Raw genomic sequence first — 24,479 nt, 5'->3', positions numbered from 1 at the left:
TAAATAAATACAATACCATGAAAAAAGAGCAACTACTTAACATCGCTCAAGAGTTTGGAAGCCCAGTATATGTGTATGATGCGCATAAAATAGAATCGCAATATAAAAGATTAACCTCGGCGTTTAGTAACGTTAAAAACTTAAAAATTAATTATGCTGCTAAAGCGTTATCAAATATTTCTATTTTGAAATTTCTAAAAAACTTAGGGTCAGGTTTAGATACTGTTTCTATTCAAGAAGTTCAATTAGGTTTGGTTGCTGGTTTTAAAGCGCAAAATATTATATTCACTCCAAACGGTGTTTCTTTAGAAGAAATTGAAGAAGTTGCTAAACTTGGTGTTCAGATTAACATTGATAATCTCTCAATACTAGAACAGTTTGGAAGTAAGCATCCTGATATTCCTGTGTGTATTAGAATTAATCCGCATGTGATGGCTGGTGGAAACACTAATATCTCTGTTGGACATATAGATTCAAAATTTGGGATTTCTATTCACCAAATTCCACATATTTTAAGAATTGTAGAAAATACTAATATGCATATTAATGGTATCCACATGCATACTGGAAGCGATATATTAGATATTGATGTGTTTTTATATGCAAGTGAAATACTGTTTGAAACTGCTAAAAACTTTAAAAGCTTAGAGTTTATTGATTTTGGCTCAGGATTTAAAGTCCCTTATAAAAAAGGTGATATAGAAACCAATATTGAAGAGCTTGGAAAAAAGCTAACGACTCGTTTTAATGAATTTTGCGAAAGTTATGGTAAAGAATTAACGCTTGCCTTTGAACCTGGAAAATTTCTAGTAAGCGAAGCTGGTTTCTTTTTAGCAAAAGTGAATGTGGTGAAACAAACAACTTCTACGGTGTTTGCACAAGTAGATTCTGGGTTTAACCATTTAATTAGGCCTATGCTTTATGGCTCTCAACACGAAATAATTAATATTTCTAATCCAGATGGGAGAGAGCGTTTTTACTCGGTTGTTGGATATATATGCGAAACAGACACGTTTGCAAATAATAGACGTATAAACGAAATTAATGAAGGTGATATACTAGCGTTTAAAAATGCAGGCGCTTACTGTTTTACTATGGCAAGCAATTACAACTCAAGGTTTAGACCTGCGGAAGTGTTATGGTATAACAATAAAGCACATTTAATTAGAAAACATGAAACGTTTGATGACTTATTAATAAATCAAGTAACAGTTGATTTGAGTAAGAAAAAATCTGCGGTGAAGAAGTAAAGTAATTGATATAAAAGAAGTAATTATTTCAATTGCTTTTTTTTGCAAAGGTCAAATTTAGTTCTAGACTTTGTAAATTCAACAAAACAATCTGTCTTTCCAAGCTTAAGAAAAGAAATGTTTGTCTTGGTTTTGTCAATATCTTTATAAAATAGTCCAAAAGAGTATTCTTTTCTTAATTTTAAATAAGGTTCACTTCCAGGGCCAGCGAAGAATTCTTGAGTTGCATAAATAACTTCATAATCATTTATTTTCCAAGAATTAAATCTTTTCTCAGTTCCTGAAAAAGCATTAACAAATTCAAAGAAAAATATTAGAAAACTGATTCCAACTATTGCAAGAGTCAATAGTATTCGATGATTTGATTTTTTAGAATACCAGAAAACAAACCCTATTAAGGCTACTAAATTTATAAAGGTAATTTTAAAAACATCAGAAAAGACAAAATTCAATTCAGATTTATAAACTAGTAATTGGACAACAATTATTATTATCAAAATAATTGCTAAAAAACTCCTTTAATATGAAAGTTTAATTTTTAAAAGTATTCAAATAAACACCAGGAGTTCCATATTGTGATAATGCTTGAATATCTACTTCAAAAGATTTAGCACTATCTGAATTATAGAAAATAATGGCAGCATTACCATTTTTATCTGTTTTTACTGAAGGATTCCAGTAAAGTGTTGTTCTATTATCTGGGTTTTTATGTTCCTCTAAAACAACATCATACTTTGGCGAGTAGAACTCTTTTAACTTAGAATATCCTTTAATAGTTTGTTTAGATGAAAATACCTTGTCAGTCTTAGGTCTTCCAGATTTTGTATAAACAATAATAACGCCATATCTACCAACAGGCCCATAAACGGCTGTTTGTGAGCCACGTTTTAAAATTTCAATTCTTTCTACGTTTGAAAAATCAAGGTTTTGAACCATTAATGGCACATTATCAGTCTTAGGTTTATCATTATAAAGCCTTTTTGTTTTAGAGTCTTCTACTTCATCTCTTTCTACGCGACCAAATCTAGGGTCTATCTCACCATCTAGCCTCATACCATCTACAATCCATAATGGTCCATATTGATTACCTCTAAAATTAACCCAATTGAAAGATAAGTCGACAGCAACTCCCGGAATATTACCTAAGTGATATAATATATTTCCAGCTGTTTTATCTTCGTTTATTATGGTATGGTCTGGTTTTGCTCCATATAGTGACTCAGAATATTTTGTAAGTTCGCTAATTGATTTTTTTTCAGCAGTTACTAATACTTCATCTAGTTTTTCAGCACCATCATACATAAAAAAAGCTGGTCGTTTTTTGTTGTAGTTATCTAAAATATCGCCTTGTACACCTCTATATTTACTTTTAAAGTTTGGTTTTGGTAAATTACTTTTATCATCACTATCTAGTAAGGCAACTTTAGTTTGTATTGGATTACCGTCAGATTGGTAAGCGTTAAAGGTCAAATCAACATCTCCAGCATTAGTAACGTTTTCAATTATAAAATTACCTTCTTCATCTGTTTTAGTAACATATAAATCCATTAACTCATCAGATTTAGATTTGGCAATCATTTTCAGCTCTCTATTTTTTAAAGGAACATCCTGCATATTGGTAGCAATGCCTGAAACCGAATAACCTTTCTTGAATAAAAACTCTTTAGGTGAAACAATACTTGTTTTATCCATTTCTTGCCAATTAAATTTTCGCCATCCATGAGTTGACATAACTAAATCTAGCTTGGCTCTTGTAGATCGTTTAGTATCACTAAAAAAGTATCCCGGGTTTTCAATATGTCCTTTAATATTAGATTCTAATAAAAGGTGCGTTAAAATATTTGTACCAAAATTATTTTTGTTAACGCTTTCTGCATCAGTAATTGCAATAGAAAAATTTGTGGATAAAGGTGTTCCATAAACATCCTTCACATTTACTTTTAACTTAACTTTTTCTCTTCTTTCAAAGCTTGCATCTTCTAATTCTGCCTGTATTATTAATTCTTCATTATTATTTACAAAAACTGGACGTTCTACCCAAGGGCGCATTTGTTCATCAAAAAGAGTAATAGTCATCACACCGCTTGGAAACTTATTTTTTGGTATTTCAAAATCTAATACAGATTGAGCATTAAAAGCAAATTTTCCTTGATAATATTTCTCATTATTTATTGTACCAATAATATAGAAAGGTTTTGACCTAAGCGCATTACTTGCCTGCACTTTTATCTTAATATTATTGGTATCTAAATTGTCAATTAACATTGAGTAACCTTCATTTTGTGTTTCTGGAAGTTTATACATAGAACCATCTTCTAATACGGCTGTATAGGTTTCATTAGGCTGAGGATTTAAAGTAAAAAAACCCATACCTTGATAGATGGTATTTATAGGTACTACTATTTCTCCTTTAGAATTTTTTATAATGCCTTTAACTTCTTTGGAATATCCATTGCTACCTATTGCTTTAAACGCAACTTTTCCGTTTAGTCCATTAACTGCATGGCCTCCCTCAGGAAAAAATTGCAAATCAATTTTATTATCTATATTTAATTGGCTTTCATTGTTTTTATTGGTGCTTAAAAGTTGGATTGTTTTTGTAAAAAAGAAATCATTATCAAAATTTTGCATCCAATTGGTGTAGGCTCTTAATTGATATTTCCCTTCGGGTAAATCGCCAGGAATTATAATATTTCCTTCACCTTTTCCTTCAATTAACTTATGGTTTTTTGACGCAACTATGCTATTATACTCATCAATTAAGTCTACATGTATTTGCATACTTCCAGTTGATAAATGATGAAATGGACCTAAAACAACAGTAGCATTATACCAAATCATTTCACCTGCAAAAAAAATCTCCTTATCTGTATGAAGAAATACTTTTTCTATTGGATTATAATTATTGTAATTTCTAAGTATTGTATCAAAATTCTTAATAAACACATCACCTCTTAAATTACTTTGCATAAATGCAATTTGTTCTTTTGTGTTGAGAAATATAGACTCAAAAGCATTAGCTTTTTCAAATGATGCAATTACCTCATCTTCAACTGGTGTCCGTTTTACTATTGGATTGTTTTCCCAAAATTTTTCGTTATACCCAATTTTATTAAGTGTTTCCCAATCACTTTTAGAGTTCCTGAAGTTTTTCCTAAATCGTCTAGGGCTATCAGTATCATAATACTCAAAATACGTCAAATTTGAAGTTGAAGAAACATGAGTTAAAAGACTATCATTCCTATAATAATCAAAAGAATGATCTACTTTTATGTAATCAATTAACAAATTGTTTTTTATATCTTTTTTAAAGGCCATTTCATAAGATAATGTGTAGTTTTTAGTATAGGTTTTTTTTTCTCTAAACTTTATAAAATCTAGTCTATCATTTATTACTGTACCACTAATTTTCAATATTTCGTATGTTTTAGTGTTTATATAGGCTTCTCCTTCAAAAGCTGGTGTTTTCACTTCTGGTAAGGGCCTAAATTTCAATACGGCTATATCTTCATCTCCTGAGGATAATATATCCACAATTTTTACATCATAATACTCTTTAACATCATAGCTTAATGGAAAAATAATATCGTCAGTATCTGGTTGTATCGCCTTTAAAATACGAGATAAAAGTGTAAAATTACTATTATTAATTTTTTCTCGTTTTAAGGCATATCTACCCTCTGAAATTTCCCAATCATTTATACCATCAACTGTATATTCTGTATCATAAATAATCTCTGAAAACTCTGTGTATTCATCATCATTTTTAGATTTTTGTCTATAAAACGCTTGACCATAGCTGCTTTTATCTGTTAATTTTCTCGTCTTTGAAAATGCCTCTAAAGCTAATTCATAAGGATAATTACTTTTTCTTTTTGTTGAGATAACAACTTCATTCAAGCTATTTACCAAAGGGGTTAATTGAATGGTTAGATTACTTGTATTTGTTAATTCCACTACTTTCTTCTCATAGTTTAAATGAGAAAAAACGATGGTAACAGGCAACGAATCTACCTCTAAAACAAACTCTCCAAGTTCGTTACTGGAAGTTCCAACTTGTGCTCCTTCAACTTCAATATTACAATATGGTATCACTTCGCTAGTTTCAGCATTTATTATGCTCCCAAAGATTTTCTCTCGAATCTGAGCTTCTAAATCATTTGACAAAGCAATACTTTGAAAGCTATCACTTTCTTGAAACAAATTATCCGCATTAGAGCTAGTTACAATAAAAAACAATGCAACAACAATAAAATTAGTGTTTAAGCAAAAAAATGATAGTAAATATTTTTTAACAAAATGAAAGAATTTATAGCACATAATGAAGTAAAAATGTTATCATTTAAAATTACGTAAAATTGGTCGAATCTCAATTATAAACATAAAATATTAAAGCGCTTTGCTAAAATTTTAAAACCAATAATTGAATTTCCATTCAAGCTTTTTCTATCTTTATAGAAATCAAAAACATGAAAAATAGTCCATTAAGATTCTTTAAAATAGCATACTTGCTATTTTTAGTATCGTTTTATGCAAACTCCCAAAGTAACATTCAATGTAAAATTGAAACAACATTGGGTGATATAGTCGTTGAGCTTTATCCAGATAAAGCTCCTATTACTGTCACAAATTTTATGAAGTATGTTAACAACAACCTCTACGAAAACTCTACTTTTTTTAGAGTTTGTACTCCTGAAAATGAAGATGAAAGAGATATTAAAATTGAAGTTATTCAAGGTGGCTCTATAGATAATTCTAAATCTTTTGAGCCAATCGTATTAGAAACCACAAATAATACAAATCTTCTTCATAAAAATGGTGTAATTTCAATGGCACGATCTAGTGCCAATACGGCAACAAGCAGCTTTTTTATTTGTATAAATGACCAACCTGAATTAGATTTTGGCGGCAAACGCCATAACGACGGATTGGGTTTTGCAGCTTTTGGCAAAGTTACCAAAGGCATGGATATTGTCTTAAAAATTCAATCAGGAGAAAATAAAAACCAACGACTATTAGAACCAATAATTATTAAGAATATAACAAGAATATAACATTTCAAACCAACCAACCACATGAAAACTTTAAAACTCATTGCCCTGAGTTTTTTGCTATTACCTATACATACTGAAGCCCAAAGAAGAAACAAAAAAGAAAAAGAACCTACAGAATTAGTAAGTGATAAAGAGTTTCATCATTTAAAATGGCGAAACATTGGACCCTTTCGTGGTGGACGAAGCGTTACCTCAACTGGGGTTGTAGGTCAACCTAATGTCTATTACATGGGAGGTACTGGAGGTGGTATTTGGAAAACCATTGATGGTGGCGTTACATGGTTAAACGTTTCCGATGGGTTTTTAAAAACAGGAAGTGTTGGAGCAATTGCTGTGTCTGAAAGCGACCCAAATGTGGTTGTAGCTGGAATGGGTGAACACGCAGCCAGAGGCGTCATGACCTCAATGGGAGATGGCGTTTATAAATCTACTGATGCTGGAAAGACATGGACGCATATTGGATTGGATAATTCCAGACATATTTCCGATGTCATTATACATCCAACGAATCCAGATATTATTTACATAACCGCTCAAGGTGCACAATATGGGCCTTCTAAAGAAAGAGGTGTCTATCGCACTACTGATGGTGGCAACAATTGGGAACGCATCCTTTACGTTAATGAAACTACAGGCGCTTCTTCCCTATCTATGGATATGACCAATCCACGAATTTTATATGCTGCCATGTGGCAACATCGTCGTTATCCTTGGACCATGGAATCTGGAGGAAAAGATTCTGGATTATATAAGTCGACTGATGGAGGAACAACATGGAATCAAATGAAAGCAGGGTTACCAGAAGATTTTGGTAAATCTGGAATTTCAGTCTCTAGAGCAAACCCTGACAAGGTTTTTGCAGTTATAGAAGCTGAAGGCAAAAAAGCTGGTGTCTATCGTTCAGATAATGCTGGGAAATCTTGGAAGCAAGTCAATTCAGATAGAGTTACTATTACTCGTTCTTGGTATTATATGGAGATTTTTGCCGACCCTCAAAATGAAAATGTGGTGTATGTATTAAATGCGCCTGTGTTAAAATCTATTGATGGCGGAAAAAGTTTTAGTGGTGTATCTGTTCCTCATGGTGATAATCATCATTTATGGATAAATCCAAACGACAATACCAACATGATAAACTCAAATGATGGTGGTGCAAATATTTCGTTTAATGATGGTAAAAGTTGGAGTACTCAACAAAACCAACCAACAGCACAATTCTATCGTGTCATTGCAGATAATCTTGTGCCTTATAATGTATATGGTGGACAACAGGACAATTCAGCAATATCTATTAAAAGTCGTACTAATGATGGTGGAATCGATTGGAAGGATTGGCATTCAGTAGCAGGTTGTGAGAGTGCTTTTCTAGCGTTTGATCCTGATAATCCTGAACATGTTTATGGTGGCTGTTACCAAGGGATTATTGAACGCTTTGTAACTTCGGCTAACACAACAAAACCAATAAAAGAATATCCTGAATTAGGCTTAAGTATTCAACCAAAAGATTTTAAATATCGCTACAATTGGAATGCACCAATCATTAGTTCGTCTCATGATAGAAGCACTATTTACCACGCAGGAAATGTAGTCTTCAAAACACAAGATGGAGGCAGTAGTTGGGAGGTTGTAAGTCCTGATTTAACTAAAAACGAAAAAGACAAACAAGGTCCTGGTGGTGGACCATACACCAATGAAGCTGCTGGCGGCGAAAACTATAATACCTTAATGTCTTTGGTTGAATCTCCTCACGAACAAGGTATATTATACGCTGGAAGTGACGACGGTTTATTACATATTACAAAAGATGGAGGTCAAAACTGGACAAACATTACACCTAAAAACATTTCTGATGGGATTATAAACAGTATTGAAGTATCTCCACACGATCCTGCAACTGCATATATTGTTATTATGCGATATAAGTCTATGGACTTAAAACCTTATGTCTTTAAAACAAATAATTACGGACAATCATGGACAAAAATCGTGAATGGTTTTAATGATCCTCATGGATTTGTTCGTGTTATTAGAGAGGACAAAAAAAGAAGAGGATTGCTCTACGCAGGCACTGAAACAGGTTTATATATTTCTTTTACGGATGGTGCACATTGGCAGCAATTCCAATTAAACTTACCTGTAGTTGCGATTAACGATTTAGTCATTCAAGATAACGACTTGGTAGCAGCAACAGCTGGACGTTCTTTCTGGATTTTAGATGATTTAGGAGCATTACAAAATATTAGCATTGAAAAGAAACATCTTCGTATTTATAAACCAAAAGACACTTATCGCATATTTGGAGGAAGCATAAGTAGATTTGTTCCTGGCGTGGGTCAAAACCCCAAAAGTGGTGTCACGTTTGATTATTTTATAGGAAAAGACATTGATACTTTAGAATTAAAACTAGAAGTCCTGGAAGCTGGCAAAGTAATTAGAACCATATCCAGTAAAAAAGATAAAGAGTTTAAATCTTGGGAAGGTGGTCCTTCAACTCCTCAAGTGTTACCTGCCAAAAAAGGCTATAATCGCTTTACATGGAATTTTCAAAGAGAACAACTACCAGGAGTTGAAAACGTATTTGTGCATGGTGGTTATTCAGGTTCCAGTGTAGCACCCGGAAATTATACACTCAGATTAGCTCTTGAAAATGGAGGTCAGTCTGAAACTGAAGTGACTATTTTACCAAATCCTAATGTAGCATCTTCACCTTCAGATTTTAGAGAGCAACAAACTGTTTTATTGCAAATTGAAAATACGATTCGAGATATTCATGAATCTGTAAATAATATGCGTTCTGCAAAATCTCAACTTAAAAAGTATGCAAAACTTCTAAAAGATAATGATGCTGCAAAAGACTTACTAGAAAAAGGTAAAACTCTTATGGAGCGTATTACAACTTGGGAAGAAAACTTAATTCAGCCTAAGCAAAAAACATTTCAGGATGTTATTAATTTCAACAATAAATTAAATTCTCAATTAATGCATCTTAAAGGCTTTATTGATGTTGACGAACCTAAAGTAACACAAGGCTCTAAAGAAAGACTACAAGACTTGTTGAATGAATGGAACACTTTTAAGAGTGAACGAGATGCCATTATTAACTCAGAAATGGCAGCATATAATAAGCAATTTAAAGAGCTAAACTTACCAGCTATTATAATGAAGAATTAACTTCATCAATAATCAAATTGGAATAACTAAAAGAATATACATAATGCAAAAATTAACTGTTCTATACAAACATCCAACCAACCCTGAAGCTTTTGAAAAGTATTACAAAGAGAAACACTTACCACTTGCTGCGACCATGGAAGGAGTAGCCAAAATTGAAATAACAAAATTACATGGGACTCCAGATGGTCAAAAGGCAGATTACTACCGTATGGCAGAATTGTATTTTTCAAGCGTTGAACAAATGCAAGAAACTATGAGTTCACCTGAAGGACAAGCAACTGTTGATGATCTATCGAACTTTGCTACTGGTGGTGTAAGTGTAATTGTCGGATTTATTGAAAACGACATATAATATTATAAATAACTAAAATAAATATCATGAAGCATTTAATTAAGGTTTTTATCCTCTTATTTAGCATATCTTGTTTTTCACAAGGCACTAGACTATTGCGTCAACCAGATATTAACGACTCACAAATTACATTCTGCTACGGAAGTGATGTTTGGATAGCAAATATCAATGGAAGTAACGCAAAAAGGTTAACAAGTACTTCAGCAGTAGAACAACATCCATATTTTTCGCCTGATGGAAAATGGATTGCGTTTACTTCAAATCGTTTTGGGGCAAATGCTGTGTATGTGGTTTCAGTAGAAGGGGGAGATGCTACAAGATTGACTTGGCATCCAAACGGCGCCCAAGTTAGAGGTTGGACTAATGATGGGAAACATATTTTATATGCCTCTAGTCGCGATGTTGCTCCTAGTAGCTTCGATCGCTTGTGGACAGTTCCTGTAAAAGGTGGTCCCTCAACACTAATTACTAAACAATGGAGTACAAGTGGGTCTTATTCAAAAGATGGAAAACAAATGATTATTGATAGAATGAGTCGCTGGGATGAGGAATGGCGTGCTTATAGAGGTGGTCAAAACACACCATTAGTTATTTTAAATCTTAGTAATTCTAAAGAAACGCTATTACCAAATAACAAAACAACAGATATTAAACCTATCTGGATGGGAGATAACATCTACTTCCTTTCAGATAGAGATTTCGTGGCTAATATTTGGTCATTTAACACAAAAACCTCTCAATTAAACCAAGTTACAACTTTTAAAGGATCAGATATTAAATCACTATCAGGCCATAATAATACACTTGTGTTTGAGCGCGATGGTTATTTACATACTTTAGATATTAACTCAAATACAATTAAACAACTTAGCATTAATGTTGTTGGTGATTTTCCTTGGGCTGCAACCAAATGGGAAGATGTTAGTAGATCTGCTAGATCTGTGTCATTATCCCCAACAGGAAAGAGAGCTATTATGGAATCTAGAGGTGAAATTTTTACAGTCCCAATTGAAAATGGTGATTCAAGAAATATGACCGAGAGTTCTGGCGTTGCAGATAGAACGCCAATTTGGTCTCCAAAGGGCAATGAAGTAGCATGGTTTTCAGATAAAAGTGGTAGAGGATACGAATTACTAATTGCTAATCAAGATGGTATGTCAACACCGAGAAGTATCTCTATTGGCGAATCAAAATTAGGTTGGGAACCTACTTGGTCACCAGATGGAGCACATATTGCTTTTACTGACGATGACGTTAGAATTAGAGTTGTTAGCGTTTCAGATGGCACCATAAAAACCATTGATGTTGGTGGTAATAATCTAGAGCGTGGTCGCTTAGGCTTAAGTTGGTCTCCAGATTCAAAATGGTTAGCTTATTCAAAAGCAGGTACAAATAATTTTAGACAAGTCATCCTTTGGTCGTTAGATTCAGGAAAAACACAATCCATTACAAATCCTTTTGCCGATGCATTTGCACCAGCTTGGGATGCCGACCAAGAACATCTTTATTTTTTAGCAAGTACTGATGTTGCTCTAGGTTCAGGTTGGGCAAATACAAGTGCGATGACTGCGAATCCTGAATATGCTGCTTATGTAATTAATTTACAAAGTGATGATGCTTCACCTTTTAAACCAAAGAGTGATGAAGAAGAAGACGAAAAGAAAGAAGAGAAAAAAGAAGATGACAAGGGTAAATCTGATGAGAAAAAAGAAGATACAACAATAAAAATTGACTTTGATAATATTGAAAGACGCACCTTAGCTTTGGACATTCAAGTCAGAAATTATGTCTATATGATTAGCGGACCAAAAGGCTCTGTTTTTATTATGGAACGTGCTGCAAACAGTAGAGGATTAACTGTACAAAAATACAAGCTTAATGACAATAAAGCAGAAGAATTTATGTCAGGTGTAGGTCAATTTACCATGTCATCTGATAGGAAAAAGATTTTAGCACAAGTTATGGGAGGATGGCAAATTGTTGACGCTTCTGCATCAGCAGGTAAAGGAAAAAACGTGAAAGTTGACCTTCAAATGAAGCTTGACAAAGCTGCTGAATGGAAACAAATGTTTGAAGAAGCGTGGCGTTACGAACGCGACTATTTTTACGACCCAAATATGCATGGACGTGATTGGAATGTCGTTTATAAACGATATGCGCCTCTAGTCCCTTACGTTAAACACAGAGCAGATTTAACGTATATCTTAGATCAAGTGAATGGGGAACTATCTGTTGGTCATAGTTTTGTGTTTGGCGGTGATTATCCAGATGTCGACAATTCTAAGGTTGGGCTTTTAGGAGCTGATTTAGAAACAAAAAGTAACCGTTGGCAAATCACACGCATTTATACTACCGAGAGTTGGAATCCAGGATTAAGCAGTCCGTTAGATCAACCAGGTTTAAACATAAAAGAAGGACATTACATTGTTGGTATTAATGGACAACCTTTAACAGCAAACGATAATCCATTTCAGTTATTAGATGGAGCATTAAATAAGCAAACTACCCTACATATTAATGATAAGCCAGAATTCAATGGCGCATGGAAAGAGATTGTAGAACCTATTCGTAGTGAAAATTCGTTACGTCAACGCACTTGGGTTGAAGATAACCGACGACTCGTTGATAAACTCTCTAATGGCAGACTTGCTTACGTTTGGGTACCAAACACAAGTGGTGCAGGGTTTGTATCCTTCAATCGCTATTTCTTTGCACAACAAGATAAAGAAGGTGCTGTGATAGATGAACGATTTAATGGTGGTGGTTTATTAGATGATTACATGGTAGATTTAATGACTAGAACGCTAAGAGCTGGATTGACTAACGAAGTTCCTAATGGGAAAGCAATGCGACTTCCAGCAGGAATTTTAGGCCCAAAAGCGTTGCTTATTAATGAACTTTCGGGTTCAGGTGGCGATTTTTTCCCTTGGGTGTTTAGACAACAAAATGCTGGCCCATTAATTGGATCAACAACATGGGGAGGCTTGGTAAAATCTTCGGTGCATTATAGTTTAATTGATGGTGGTGCCCTAACAGCACCTGACAACGCAGTTTTTGATCCAATAAACAATAAATGGGTTGCTGAAAATGAAGGAGTAGCTCCAGATATTGCTGTAAGACAAGATGCAGTGGCATTATCAAAAGGTGAAGATCCTCAATTAGAACGTGCAGTAAAAGAAGTACTTGATATGCTCAACAAACAAGGTAGTGAAAAAGTAGTACCTCCGCCATTCCCAAAACCAGCAAAATCCAATAATTAGAAATCAATACTCGAAAAAATGAAAAAATATATCACTTCTATACTTTTAATGTGTTTGTTATGCTTTGCCTCCAATGCACAAATAGATAAAAAAAACGACCCAAGTAAATGGACACCAGAAGATGTCATTAACCGTGAATCAATGGGTTCAGTATCTTTTTCGCCAAACAACAATATGGTGGTTTGGACCAAGCGTAAGCCAGTAAAAGATAAAGATCGGTTTATCTCTGATATTTATTTGACACGCTTAGATTTAAAAAAAGATGATGCTTTTAGGACTATTCAACTTACTAACGGCGACGATAGTGATTCAAGCCCAATATTCTCAAAAGATGGTGAACATATTTATTTTTTGTCGTCAAGAGATAAAGGCAACAAGCTTTGGCGTTTAAGTATTTATGGTGGAGAAGCCAAAAAAGTAAAGGAGTTTAAAAATGGAATTTCCAATTTACAATGGCAAAATGAAAACACTTTACTGTTTCAATCACACGACGGAAAAACATTATATGAGCAAGAACTTGAAAAAAAGAAAGACAATGTGATTGTAGTTGAGGATTCTTTGAATTGGAGACCAAATCATGTATATACATTTAATATCAAAAACAAATCAACAAAGCGACTTACCAATAATGAAAAGCCTTTAAGTGGCTATCAAGTTTCTAAAGATGGAAAATGGTTGTTTTACAGTATGCAACGTAGTAGAAGTTATGCAGCTGATGCCCAACAAGACCCATTTCATTACTTAAAAAACCTTGAAACTGGCAAAGTGACCAAAATTAAACACAATCTAGGTCAGCCAATGGGGCGAATTCAATTTACAGCTGATAATGAAGGTTTTTATTTTACTTCAACTTACTCTTCAGATCCAGAATGGAATGGCGCAGGTGTTAGTGAACTCTATTATTATACCTTAGCAACACATACGTATAAAAAAGTAGATTTAAAATGGGATTTAGGTATTGGTCGTGGCTATAATGTCGTTGGTAATGATGCTATTGTTACCTTAGCTAACAAAGCCTATATAAGATTAGCTTACTATAAGAAAAACGCTAATTCTTGGAGCAAATCTAATATAGATTTAGGTAAAAAAAATGACCACACATCTATTATCACAATATCTGATGATGGTACAAAAGTAATATACACCTACTCTACTGCATCAAGATTGCCAACGTTTCATGTCGCTGATTTGAATGGCAATAAATTTTCTAATGAACAAGAATTAGTTAAACTTAATAAAAATCTTTCTAAGAAAGCCTTAGCAAAATCGGAAGTGATGATTTGGAAAGGTTATAACAACGAAGAAGTTACAGGAATTTTAATCTATCCTGAAAACTATCAAGAAGGTAAGCGCTATCCTTTAATGTTATCTATTCATGGTGGTCCAGCTGGAGCAGATTTAGATTTGTTTAGTGATCGTTGGAGTACGTACCCACATCTATTATCACAAAAAGGCATGTTTGTATTAAAACCAAATTATCATGGCTCATCTAATCATGGATTAGAATTTGTAGAAAGCATTAAAGGCAATTACTACGAGCCAGAAATGATTGATATTACTAATGCAATTGATGTTCTGGTAGATAAAGGCATGGTAGATAGAGAACAACTAGGAACAATGGGATGGTCTGCTGGAGCTATCCTAACTACTATGCTAACCGTTCGTTATCCTGATATGTTTAAGGTTGCAGCTCCAGGAGCAGGTGATGTAAATTGGACGTCTGATTATGGAACTTGTCGTTTTGGAGTAAGTTTTGATGAAGGCTATTTTGGTGGTGCACCTTGGGATGATACCAATGGAAAATCTTATAATGAAAATTATATTTTAAAATCTCCATTATTCGAAATTGAAAAAATCAAAACACCAACTATTATTTTTCATGGAAGTGAAGATAGAGCAGTTCCAAGAGATCAAGGTTGGGAATATTTTAGAGGCTTACAACAAGCTGGTGACACTCCAGTAAGATTTCTCTGGTTTCCAGGACAACCTCATGGCTTAGGGAAAATTACACATCAATTACGTAAAATGAATGAGGAATTAAAGTGGATTGATACGTATTTATTTAATAAACCTTCAACTGAAAACAAAGCATTTAAAGAAGGTAGCCCTTTAGCTGAGTTATTTAAAATCGAAAAAGCAAAAAGTGTTGATGGATTATTTGGAGAAGTAAAAAATGGCGTTTTAATCCCTGAAACATTACTTATCAAAAAAGACTCTACATCCATTGGTCGTTTTGAAGTCACTAATGCACAGTTTAAAGCCTTTAAACCAAGTTTTAACTACGAAGCAGGAATAGACAATTATCCTGCTGAAGTAAGTATGCAAGATGCTAAAGATTATGTAAAATGGTTATCAGACAAAACTGGAGAAACCTACAGATTACCTAATACTAAAGAAGCTGAAAGCTTGCATAAACAAGCACATAAAATTGGAGCTAAAGAACTTACTTTAAATTATTGGGCTGGTTATGATATTACAAAAGCAGAAGTACCAATGCTCAAAGAAAAACTAAAAGAGCTGAACACTATTTTGTACAAAAAAGTAGGCAAAAAGAAACCAACCAAAGTTGGTAATGCTGAAATTTATGATTTAGGTGGAAATATTGCTGAATATTATGATAATGGTGTGTATGGCTATAGTGCTTACGATTTTTACGATGCTAATGATGACAGTATGATAAAAAGTAAACATGTTGGTATTAGAGTGATTAAAGAATAATGTGTACATTTAAATAATAGCCTCGAACTATTATAGATCTTAATTGACTTCAAAAAACCAACCAAATGAAGTTAAAACAATCATTTTTAATTGCATTAACATTACTGTTTCTAGCATTAATAACATGGGAGATTTATTGGCGTTCTCAAGGCTATTACCCAACCATTGATGATAATAAAGCATTATGGGCGGCACAACGTTCAAAAGTAGAATTTTTAACTTCTGAAGATGTGATCTTAACTGGGTCATCACGTGTTCAATTTGATATTCAACTCGATGTTTTTGAAAACATTACAGGAAAACGACCATTACAACTAGCAGTACCAGGAAGCTCCCCTCTTCCAATATTTCATGATATTGTGAATAATACAGAGTTCAACGGAACCATAATAGTTGGGGTTACACCTCCTTTATTTTTTTCAACGACATATCCTAAGGCTGAACCATGGCACCGAGCCCAATCTAAAGTTGAACATTATCATGGTAGAACGTTTGCAGAGCGATTAAACCATCAATTATCACTGCCTTTACAATCAAATCTAGTCATGATGTCTGGACATGAAGAAAAAAGTGATGAAAATATTGACCTAAAAGGATTGCTACGTAATATTAAATTTAAAAAAAGAACACCTGGACCAGCATATCCTCCTTTTTTTGAATTTGGTGATGTCTCTATAGATCGAAATGTTAGAATGTCTGAACAATGTGCAACTGATACTGTATTTGCAAACAAAATTAAAAATGCATGGAAATTTATCCTAACCTCTGAAGGACCTCCACCAGATAAAAATTCAACTACAAATTATTTCGCGAAAGATGCAAAGAAATTTACTGATAGAGGTGGTAATCTAATTTTAGTAAGGTGTCCATCTTCAGGAATGTTCTATGGTGGTGAAAAACAATTTTTTTCAAGAGAAACATTTTTCGATTCTTTAGCCAATGTAACAAAAGCTAGAGCATATCATTATGAGGATTATGAACAACTAAAGTCAATTGACTGCTGTCCCGAATGGTCTCATCTTTCAGCAGAAAACGCGGATATTTTCACAAAAGAACTAGTTAATATCATGCTAGAAGATGGAGCAATCACTAACTCTAAAACCAAATAATTATGTTATTTAATTCATTAAGTTTCGTAGTGTTTTTGGTTATAGTTTTAGCACTTTATTATTCAAAACTATTCACTTGGACAAACAAGAAACGTATGCTTCTATTGGCAAGTTATTTGTTTTATGCAATGTGGAACCCTCCTTTAATTCTATTATTATGGATTTCGACAGTAGTTGATTGGTCTGCTGGAAAAAGGCTTGCAATAGAAGAAAATCAAAGAAAGCGCAAGTTATGGCTTTTGTTAAGCATGTCTATTAATCTTGGTTTTTTAGCGTTTTTTAAATATGGTGATTTCTTACTAGAAAATTTTGTTACAATCGTTAACTCCCTTGGATTCGAATTTGAAGCTAACCCAATGGGAATTCTTTTACCAATGGGAATTTCGTTCTATACATTTCAAACAATGTCTTATACTATAGATATGTATAAAAAGAAAACTAAACGAGCAAAGACATTTTTAGATTTCGCTTTATATGTTACTTTTTTTCCTCAATTGGTGGCAGGACCAATTGTTAGAGCCAAAGAATTGATTACCCAGTTTTACGAACCCAAAAAAGCAACAAGCAATCAGTTTTTGTGGGGACTCTTTTTGTTAACACTTGGTTTGTTCCAAAAAGTAGTCATGGCAGATAGTCTATTGGCTGAAACAAGTGATACTGTGTTTGATTCAACACAATTAATTCATGGTATTGATGCTTGGGTTGGAACTCTTGCTTTTTCTGGTCAAATCTTTTTTGACTTTGCTGGTTATTCAACATGTGCCATAGGTATAGCACTAATGTTAGGTTTTGTATTACCTGATAACTTTAGATATCCTTACGCTTCCTTGGGCTTTTCTGATCTTTGGAAAAGATGGCACATAACATTATCATCATGGTTAAAGGATTATTTATATATCCCATTAGGTGGGAATAGACATGGAATCACAAAAATGTATGTTGCTTTAATGGTTACTATGCTTTTAGGTGGGTTATGGCACGGAGCAGCTTGGACATTTGTTGTTTGGGGTGGTTTACACGGCACCTATTTAATTCTCGAGCGTTTACAACGAAAATATTTACCCTTTAAAATAACCAAATGGAATGGAATCTTCTTAGCGTTTATCACGTTTTCATGTGTAAACATCACTTGGACCTTTTTTAGAGCACCAGATTTTCCGAAAGCTTGGAACATGATAAAATCTATGTTCTATATGCAAACAGATGGAATTAATGTTATAGAAACTTTTGATATTATTAAAGTATGCACTGTAGTTGGAATTTTATTTTTATGTCATTGGTTCATGAGAAACACATCGGTTAAAGAAGTAGCTCAAAAAGCTTCACCTGTATTTCTTGGAATTGTTTGGGCTATTATGGTTTTTGCATTGTGCATTGCACAAGGGAGTGGTGAACAATTTATATACTTTCAGTTTTAAAGATGATTAAATTTTTTAGACAAATTCGTTACAATCTCATGAAACAAAACAAAACATCCCAATACTTTAAATACGCCATTGGAGAAATTGTACTTGTGGTTATTGGTATTTTAATTGCTCTTTCGATTAACAATTGGAATGAAGCAAGAAAAAGCAGTGCATTTGAAGAAGAAATATTAACACAAGTAAAAGCAAACCTTATTAAAGACAAACTATCTCTTGAAGACATTAGTTTAAGTTTTCAAAACGCCATATTATCATCTAATAAAATATTAGAGAGCCAATGGTCTGCTCAAGACAAAGACAGTCTAAAATTTTGGTTAGCAGATGTCATCATGTTTGATCGTTTTCAACCATTGACCAATGCCTATGAAGTATTAAAATCAAAAGGATTAGATCAAGTTAAAAATAAAGAATTGCGCTTTCTGTTAGGTACTTATTATGATGATAAAGCCAATCATGCTATTAAGTCAATTGAAGATATTGAAGAAACTTTTAAAACCGACTGGATACCAATAATGAGAGAAGAAGTATTAGATATGGAATTTAAGACTTATGTGATTTTAAGGGATAATAAATTGTTTTCTGAAGAATCCATGGCAAGAAATATTTTAAGGATAAATCGAGATAATTTTAATGGCGGAAAAAACACCATTAATGGTACCATTAAAACCATTGATAAAATTCAAGATATTATTACTAAAGAGTTAAATTGAAGATAAAACCAAGCCATAACACTAACAAAAACCCTAATTTTATAACTTAAAGAAAATGTAATGGACGGATTTAATATTATAATGGTTATTGCCATTATCTTGTTTGCAAGATTAGGTGTACGCTTGGTAACTGGTTATATTAAAATGAAAAAAGAAACAAAGGAAGAGAACGAAGAGAACGAAGAGAACGAAGATAACAAAGAGTCTGATGCTTAAAATATTCCGAAAGGTTAGACATAACATGATAAAAAACAAAAAAGTTACCTCATATATACTTTATGCTATTGGTGAAATATTCCTAGTAATGATTGGTATTCTTTTGGCATTACAAGTCAATAACTGGAATGAGAACAGAAAACAAAAAGACAACCTAAATAAAATTTTAAGAACCATATCTTATGATATGGAAACAGATACTTTAGTTGCATCGCAGGTAGGAAGAATTTACGACTCGCTTCAAAAATACAGCAATCGTATTATCAATAAAGAGCTTAATAGAAATAATTATCAAGAATGCATTCAATGTACTTCATTAACTACATTCTACTCACCTTTCAATATTCAAACCAAAGGTTTTGAGCTTTTAAAAAATGTTTCAAATGAAGGCACAAATCAAAAGGATAGTTTAGTTACAAACATCGTTCAATTATATACGCTTTATAAGCCAATAATTGAAAAAAATAATGAACGATTAGAAACCGAAGTAATGAAAAACCTCAATGAACTTAAGGAATACCCTTGGTTTGTCGATTTAACGTTAGGGAAATTTAACGAAGAAATGATTGTATATTTTACCGAAAGCGAAGATTATAGAAAGCGCGTTGCGTTGCACAACATGCTAGCTTCAAACAATCATTTAGCAATGATTAAAAATTATAAAATACAGGCTACAGAAGTATTAAAACGTATTAAAGCTAGGCTTGAAGATAATCAATAGCTCTTCCAGATTTTATTCCAAAACTCTTAAAAACAAAACTTTACATTAAATTAATGTGAGAAATTGTTAAAATTTGGCATATAAATTTTACCTTTGTAGAAATTATTTAATTATTTATAGTGAATACAGGAACAGTAAAATTCTTCAATAGCACCAAAGGATTTGGTTTTATTACAGAAGAAGGTTCAGGCACAGAGTACTTTGTACACGTCACAGGCTTAATTGATGAAATTAACGAAGGTGATAATGTGGAATTTGAACTAAAAGAAGGTAAAAAAGGAATGAACGCGGTAAACGTAAAAGTTATCTAATAAATTCTTAATTTTTATTACAGAATGCCTATCAAAATTTGATAGGCTTTTTTGTTTCCAAAATATTACTACTATCTTTAAATATGGATCAAACGTCAAAATTACACACCATCTGTCCAGTGCTTTCTACTTCAAATCTAGAAAGAGATATTAAATGGTATGAAACACATATTGGTTTTAAAGTCAATTATCTAGAAAAAGGTTACGCTGTATTAAACAGAGAAAATATTTGGATTCATTTACAATGGCATCATGATAACGAGGACGATCCTGTATATGGTTCGGTTATAAAGATTTTTGTAGATGATATTTATCCAATTCTAGATGAAATGATAAAGCGTGGAACAGTTACAAAAGAAAATCTTCGTTTAAATACTGCATGGAAAACACATGAGTTTGGTTTTTTTGACTTAAATAAGAATGCCATATTCTTTGTTCAAAATGTGTAGCTAATCTTCACCATCTACATAATCCTGAAGATAGTTAAAACGCTCAGTAAGTTTACCTCCTTCAGTAATTTTAGCACGTTTTAAAATACCACGTTCATCACCATTAAAAAACGCAGGAATCACGTTATCCAAAAACATCTCACCAAAACCTTCGCTAGCATCTTTTGGCAGTTCGCAAGGTAAATTATCTACAGCCATTACTGTAATCGCTTCTTTAGCATCGAAAGCCACTTCACTTTCAGTTTGTGCATCATAACCGTAAAAAGGATTTGCGATTGTAGATGCTCTTAACGTAGAAGCTATAGGACCATCTACATCACATGATATATCTGCAACAAGATTTATTCTAAAATCAGGGTGTTTTGCATCATCTCTTGTAAATAAAAAAGGAGCACCATTTCCATAAAAATGTCCAGCGATAAAGACGTCAGTTTCCTTAGCATAAGGCATAAAATTACTTTCGTATCCAGTTGGGTCTTTATAAAACTCCCATTTATCGCCTACTTTACCATCCTTTCGTTTAGCATATTCCATAACATCTGCCATGACATAAACAGGTTCTGAAAACTTAGAGGTTAAGTATAATGCATCACTAATCTCCTTAATTTTTAGATGGTCTAAGATTTCTTTAGCTCCTAGAGCTACTTTTCCAGTTCCTGTAAGCAATATTTTTATATTAGGTAAGGTGATTTTATCTAATTCTGTTTTTACCTCATCTAAATCTGCAAGTGTTTCAACTTTTGGCAACTCAAATAAATTGTCTCGCAAACCTAAAGCTCTAAAACCATTATAAGCACCAACTAAACCTGCATAACGACCAAAACCAATTAAACGAGCTCCACTTTTTTTTACAATGGTTTCGTGATCAAACATTTCGATATTCTTTTCTAATAGTGCCTTTAACAGTTTCCTATTATATGGCTGCTTTTTAATGGTATGTGAAAAGAAAAAATATTTTTTATTTGGTATTAAATTATCAATCGGTACTTCTTTAACCCCAATCATGACATCGCAATCTGACACATTTTCAGTCACTTCAAAGCCTAACGCTTTATAAGCTTCATCTGGAAATATACGTATATCACTAGATTCAACTATAAACTCAGCTTGTGGAAACTGTTCTCTTGCTTCAGCGAGCTTTTCTGGAGACAAAACAACACGTCTATCTGGTGGATTTTTACGCTCTTTTATGATTGCAAACTTCATAAACTAAATTGGTATAAATTTTGCACGAAAATAAGAGGATTTACGCTGTTGCACAACTTTTTTTGTAACTTCGCAACCCTTTCCTATTTTGGAAAAGTAATTAATATTGGGGTCGACTGGTTTTGACAGCGAGATTAATTAAACAGTAAGCACGTCGTGTAATGGCATTGAAACACGTAAAAGGCTAGACCAAATTTTAAACGGCGAGAATAACTACGCTTTAGCTGCTTAATCTGAATTATAGTAAGATTAGCCTCGTCCTACTAGGTAGGAAAGCTTTATGTCTCCGGAAAGCCTTGGTTAATGGCGTTCCATTTTGAGACATCGTAAAAATTAACTAAGATGGTGTAGCGCTTTGATGCACTTTCGAGATTAAGAAGCTAAGTTGTAAGTAGATTGTCTTTTGTCAGCTTACAATCGAAAAACCAAGAATAGAATAAACGTGTAGAAAGCTCTTTGGTTACTTGTTTGGACCCGAGTTCGATTCTCGGCGACTCCACTAAAAAAAGCCATAACTGATGTTATGGCTTTTTTATTATCTTATTACCATGGTAAAAATATATTTAATTGGGCTTTGTATTTTAATTGTAGCTATAATTGCAAATGCAATCATAATAAAGATTGGCTTAATGTCTTGGTACGATTTTATTGAGCTACTCACAAATGATGGTGCATCAGCCTTTAAAAAAGTAGAAATTCTGGAGTATTTTTGGTTATTTTTTGGATATCCTTTAGTATTAGGTTTTGGATATGTTATTGGGATTAAACTACATTCCATCATATTTTAATTAGCTTTACTAAAATTTAATTTATGGAAAAAACAGTATCTGAAGCAATAGCCTACCGTCGTTCTTGTAGAGTTTATAAAGACGAACCAATAGACACGAATAAAGTAAAACAATGTATTGAAAATGCAGTATTAGCTCCAACAAGTAGTAACTTACAATTATGGGAGTTTTATCATGTAACCAATAAGGACAAAATAAATAAATTAGCTACTGCTTGTTTTAATCAAAATGCTGCTAAAACGGCTCAACAGCTTGTTGTTGTTGTTGCTAGAAAAGATTTGTGGCGTAAACGATGTAAGGCTAATATTGATTTTTTGAACAAGTCTTTTGACAAACCGAATTTGGACAAAAGATTGCAAAATCGCAAAAAAATGGCTTTAAACTACTACCAAAAAATAATGCCAATTACTTATTTCGATTTTTTGGGGATTTTTGGCTTATTAAAATATTTAGTCTTTCAAGTTATTGGTCTGTTTCGTCCTATTTACAGGCAAGCCAGATTAAGTGACATGCGCATTGTAGCACATAAAAGTGCTGGATTGGCTGCACAAAATTTTATGATAAGTATGGCTGCTATTGGTTATGATACATGTCCAATGGAAGGAAGTGACACACTTAGAGTAAAACGTATATTAGGAATACCTTGGAGCGCTGAAATAAATATGATAATTGGTTGTGGGAAACGAGATGACAAAGGTATTTATGGACCAAGATTTAGAGTCCCTTTTAATAACGTGTATCACCAAATATAAAAGCATTTTTATTTCATTTTCATTGTAAGATTTAAATGATTTTGCTTACCATTTTCTTTTTAAAACTATATTTTTACAAAAAATTTAATTTATGACCTTATTACTTATGGCTGCTGGAAGTGGGAGCCGTTACGGAAAGCTAAAGCAGTTTGATGACTTAGGACCAGCTGGAGAATTTTTATTAGAATTTAGTATTTACGATGCCATTAAGTACGGTTTTACTCATATTGTTTTGGTAACTAGAGCTGAAAACAAAGAATTTCTAGAAAATTACCTCTCTCCAAAATTACCAAACGCTATCCAACTTGACGTGGTTGTACAAGATATAAATGACTTACCTAAAGGTCTTACTATTGATACAACCGAGAGAGCTAAACCTTGGGGAACAGCCCATGCAGTGTGGTCTGCAAGAAATGTAGTGAATTCAGATTTTGTAATCATCAATGCTGATGATTATTATGGTAAACAAGCATTTGAAGGCGCTGCCAATTTTATAAAAAATAACAACTCCAATAAAACTTATGCAATAGTTGGATATAATTTAAAAGATACACTATCTGAACATGGGTCGGTTTCTAGAGGTGTTTGTAGTGTTGATGATGGTCATCTAGTATCTATTGAAGAGCATACAAAAATTGAAGCTGTTGATGGTGAAATTATTGATACCGAATCTGGTAATACTTTACATCCTGACACCATAGTCTCTATGAATTTTTGGATTTGCAATACCTCCATTTTTGATTATATAGAAACCTATTTTAGTAATTTCTTGCAAATACCTGAAAACCTTGAAAAAAGCGAAATATACATTCCGTTTGTAGCTCAAGAAATGATGACTAACGGGCTAATTGATATTAATGTAATTACCACTAATAGTGAATGGTTTGGAGTAACGTATTATGAAGATAAAGCCGAAGCGGTTAATACGCTACAGCGATTAACTGACCAGAAGATATATCCAACACCACTTTGGAAATAAATCATT

Annotated in this window: 19 protein-coding genes and 1 other RNA gene; 17 read left to right on the top strand and 3 right to left on the bottom strand. The window is 33.1% G+C overall.

Features of this window, described 5'->3' with window-relative positions:
* Positions 1–17 precede the first annotated feature (17 nt).
* Positions 18–1,250: a diaminopimelate decarboxylase gene (lysA, locus tag HB672_RS06655; RefSeq protein ID WP_167609665.1), complete on the top strand. Its 1,233-nt coding sequence runs from the start codon at positions 18–20 to the stop codon at positions 1,248–1,250.
* A 23-nt stretch (positions 1,251–1,273) separates the two neighbouring features.
* Here the strand turns inward: lysA and HB672_RS06650 are convergent, their stop codons facing one another.
* Together HB672_RS06650 and HB672_RS06645 are read right to left on the bottom strand one after the other, a co-directional pair.
* Positions 1,274–1,702: a hypothetical protein gene (locus tag HB672_RS06650; RefSeq protein WP_167609662.1), complete on the bottom strand. Its 429-nt coding sequence runs from the start codon at positions 1,700–1,702 to the stop codon at positions 1,274–1,276.
* Between the two features lie 79 nt (positions 1,703–1,781).
* Positions 1,782–5,489: a carboxypeptidase-like regulatory domain-containing protein gene (locus HB672_RS06645; protein WP_167609659.1), complete on the bottom strand. Its 3,708-nt coding sequence runs from the start codon at positions 5,487–5,489 to the stop codon at positions 1,782–1,784.
* 230 nt (positions 5,490–5,719) lie between these two features.
* On the opposite strand from HB672_RS06645, the gene HB672_RS06640 reads away from it, so the two are divergent.
* From HB672_RS06640 to HB672_RS06585, 12 genes are all read left to right on the top strand, one after another.
* Positions 5,720–6,304 carry a peptidylprolyl isomerase gene (locus tag HB672_RS06640; RefSeq protein WP_167609656.1) on the top strand — a complete coding sequence of 195 codons (585 nt, stop codon included), beginning with the start codon at positions 5,720–5,722 and terminating at the stop codon, positions 6,302–6,304.
* Between the two features lie 21 nt (positions 6,305–6,325).
* Positions 6,326–9,475 (top strand): exo-alpha-sialidase, encoded by a 3,150-nt coding sequence (locus HB672_RS06635; RefSeq protein ID WP_167609653.1) that lies wholly within the window; start codon positions 6,326–6,328, stop codon positions 9,473–9,475.
* A gap of 43 nt (positions 9,476–9,518) precedes the next feature.
* Positions 9,519–9,830, top strand: a complete 312-nt coding sequence (locus HB672_RS06630; protein WP_167609650.1) for an EthD family reductase — start codon at positions 9,519–9,521, stop codon at positions 9,828–9,830.
* A 26-nt stretch (positions 9,831–9,856) separates the two neighbouring features.
* A complete protein-coding gene (locus tag HB672_RS06625; protein ID WP_167609647.1) occupies positions 9,857–13,090 on the top strand; it encodes a S41 family peptidase in 3,234 nt (1,077 codons plus the stop codon).
* An 18-nt stretch (positions 13,091–13,108) separates the two neighbouring features.
* Entirely contained in the window at positions 13,109–15,808 is a 2,700-nt protein-coding gene (locus HB672_RS06620; protein ID WP_167609644.1) for a prolyl oligopeptidase family serine peptidase, read from the top strand.
* Between the two features lie 65 nt (positions 15,809–15,873).
* Positions 15,874–16,917, top strand: coding sequence for a hypothetical protein (locus tag HB672_RS06615; protein ID WP_167609641.1), 1,044 nt, complete (start codon positions 15,874–15,876; stop codon positions 16,915–16,917).
* Positions 16,918–16,919: 2 nt separating this feature from the next.
* Positions 16,920–18,335, top strand: coding sequence for an MBOAT family protein (locus HB672_RS06610; RefSeq protein WP_167609638.1), 1,416 nt, complete (start codon positions 16,920–16,922; stop codon positions 18,333–18,335).
* Positions 18,336–18,373: 38 nt separating this feature from the next.
* Positions 18,374–19,051, top strand: a complete 678-nt coding sequence (locus HB672_RS06605) for a DUF6090 family protein (RefSeq protein ID WP_167609635.1) — start codon at positions 18,374–18,376, stop codon at positions 19,049–19,051.
* A 60-nt stretch (positions 19,052–19,111) separates the two neighbouring features.
* On the top strand, positions 19,112–19,267 hold the full coding sequence (locus HB672_RS06600) for a hypothetical protein (RefSeq protein WP_167609632.1): 156 nt from the start codon (positions 19,112–19,114) through the stop codon (positions 19,265–19,267).
* Between the two features lie 25 nt (positions 19,268–19,292).
* Entirely contained in the window at positions 19,293–19,988 is a 696-nt protein-coding gene (locus HB672_RS06595; RefSeq protein ID WP_167605657.1) for a hypothetical protein, read from the top strand.
* Between the two features lie 119 nt (positions 19,989–20,107).
* Positions 20,108–20,299, top strand: a complete 192-nt coding sequence (locus tag HB672_RS06590) for a cold shock domain-containing protein (RefSeq protein ID WP_167609629.1) — start codon at positions 20,108–20,110, stop codon at positions 20,297–20,299.
* Between the two features lie 83 nt (positions 20,300–20,382).
* Positions 20,383–20,748 carry a VOC family protein gene (locus tag HB672_RS06585; RefSeq protein WP_167609626.1) on the top strand — a complete coding sequence of 122 codons (366 nt, stop codon included), beginning with the start codon at positions 20,383–20,385 and terminating at the stop codon, positions 20,746–20,748.
* On the opposite strand, the gene HB672_RS06580 is transcribed toward HB672_RS06585, so the two are convergent.
* A complete protein-coding gene (locus HB672_RS06580; RefSeq protein WP_167609623.1) occupies positions 20,749–21,954 on the bottom strand; it encodes an NAD(P)-dependent oxidoreductase in 1,206 nt (401 codons plus the stop codon).
* A gap of 108 nt (positions 21,955–22,062) precedes the next feature.
* Between HB672_RS06580 and ssrA the strand changes: the two genes are divergently transcribed.
* The 4 genes from ssrA to HB672_RS06560 all read left to right on the top strand — a co-directional run bounded on the left by ssrA (position 22,063) and on the right by HB672_RS06560 (position 24,473).
* Positions 22,063–22,456: a transfer-messenger RNA gene (gene ssrA / locus HB672_RS06575) on the top strand.
* 46 nt (positions 22,457–22,502) lie between these two features.
* Positions 22,503–22,742: a hypothetical protein gene (locus tag HB672_RS06570; RefSeq protein WP_167609620.1), complete on the top strand. Its 240-nt coding sequence runs from the start codon at positions 22,503–22,505 to the stop codon at positions 22,740–22,742.
* 23 nt (positions 22,743–22,765) lie between these two features.
* The gene (locus HB672_RS06565) at positions 22,766–23,494 is read left to right on the top strand and encodes a nitroreductase family protein (RefSeq protein ID WP_167609617.1); all 729 of its coding nucleotides are present in this window, start codon (positions 22,766–22,768) and stop codon (positions 23,492–23,494) included.
* 91 nt (positions 23,495–23,585) lie between these two features.
* Positions 23,586–24,473, top strand: coding sequence for a sugar phosphate nucleotidyltransferase (locus HB672_RS06560; protein WP_244306580.1), 888 nt, complete (start codon positions 23,586–23,588; stop codon positions 24,471–24,473).
* Positions 24,474–24,479 lie beyond the last annotated feature (6 nt).

This window comes from Gaetbulibacter sp. S0825, assembly GCF_011777505.1.
In the GTDB taxonomy this organism is placed as follows: Bacteria; Bacteroidota; Bacteroidia; order Flavobacteriales; family Flavobacteriaceae; genus Pontimicrobium.
The sequence above is the reverse complement of the archived record's forward strand: the minus strand, read 5'-3'. Positions and strand labels throughout refer to the sequence as shown.

Coding starts and splice junctions, on each gene's coding strand:
- HB672_RS06640 (WP_167609656.1), top strand. CDS start 5,720: ATGAAAAATAGTCCATTAAGATTCTTTAAAATAGCATACTTGCTATTT.
- HB672_RS06595 (WP_167605657.1), top strand. CDS start 19,293: ATGATAAAAAACAAAAAAGTTACCTCATATATACTTTATGCTATTGGT.
- HB672_RS06585 (WP_167609626.1), top strand. CDS start 20,383: ATGGATCAAACGTCAAAATTACACACCATCTGTCCAGTGCTTTCTACT.
- lysA (WP_167609665.1), top strand. CDS start 18: ATGAAAAAAGAGCAACTACTTAACATCGCTCAAGAGTTTGGAAGCCCA.
- HB672_RS06560 (WP_244306580.1), top strand. CDS start 23,586: ATGACCTTATTACTTATGGCTGCTGGAAGTGGGAGCCGTTACGGAAAG.
- HB672_RS06600 (WP_167609632.1), top strand. CDS start 19,112: ATGGACGGATTTAATATTATAATGGTTATTGCCATTATCTTGTTTGCA.
- HB672_RS06605 (WP_167609635.1), top strand. CDS start 18,374: ATGAAACAAAACAAAACATCCCAATACTTTAAATACGCCATTGGAGAA.
- HB672_RS06565 (WP_167609617.1), top strand. CDS start 22,766: ATGGAAAAAACAGTATCTGAAGCAATAGCCTACCGTCGTTCTTGTAGA.
- HB672_RS06635 (WP_167609653.1), top strand. CDS start 6,326: ATGAAAACTTTAAAACTCATTGCCCTGAGTTTTTTGCTATTACCTATA.
- HB672_RS06570 (WP_167609620.1), top strand. CDS start 22,503: ATGGTAAAAATATATTTAATTGGGCTTTGTATTTTAATTGTAGCTATA.
- HB672_RS06610 (WP_167609638.1), top strand. CDS start 16,920: ATGTTATTTAATTCATTAAGTTTCGTAGTGTTTTTGGTTATAGTTTTA.
- HB672_RS06615 (WP_167609641.1), top strand. CDS start 15,874: ATGAAGTTAAAACAATCATTTTTAATTGCATTAACATTACTGTTTCTA.
- HB672_RS06625 (WP_167609647.1), top strand. CDS start 9,857: ATGAAGCATTTAATTAAGGTTTTTATCCTCTTATTTAGCATATCTTGT.
- HB672_RS06580 (WP_167609623.1), bottom strand. CDS start 21,954: ATGAAGTTTGCAATCATAAAAGAGCGTAAAAATCCACCAGATAGACGT.
- HB672_RS06630 (WP_167609650.1), top strand. CDS start 9,519: ATGCAAAAATTAACTGTTCTATACAAACATCCAACCAACCCTGAAGCT.
- HB672_RS06620 (WP_167609644.1), top strand. CDS start 13,109: ATGAAAAAATATATCACTTCTATACTTTTAATGTGTTTGTTATGCTTT.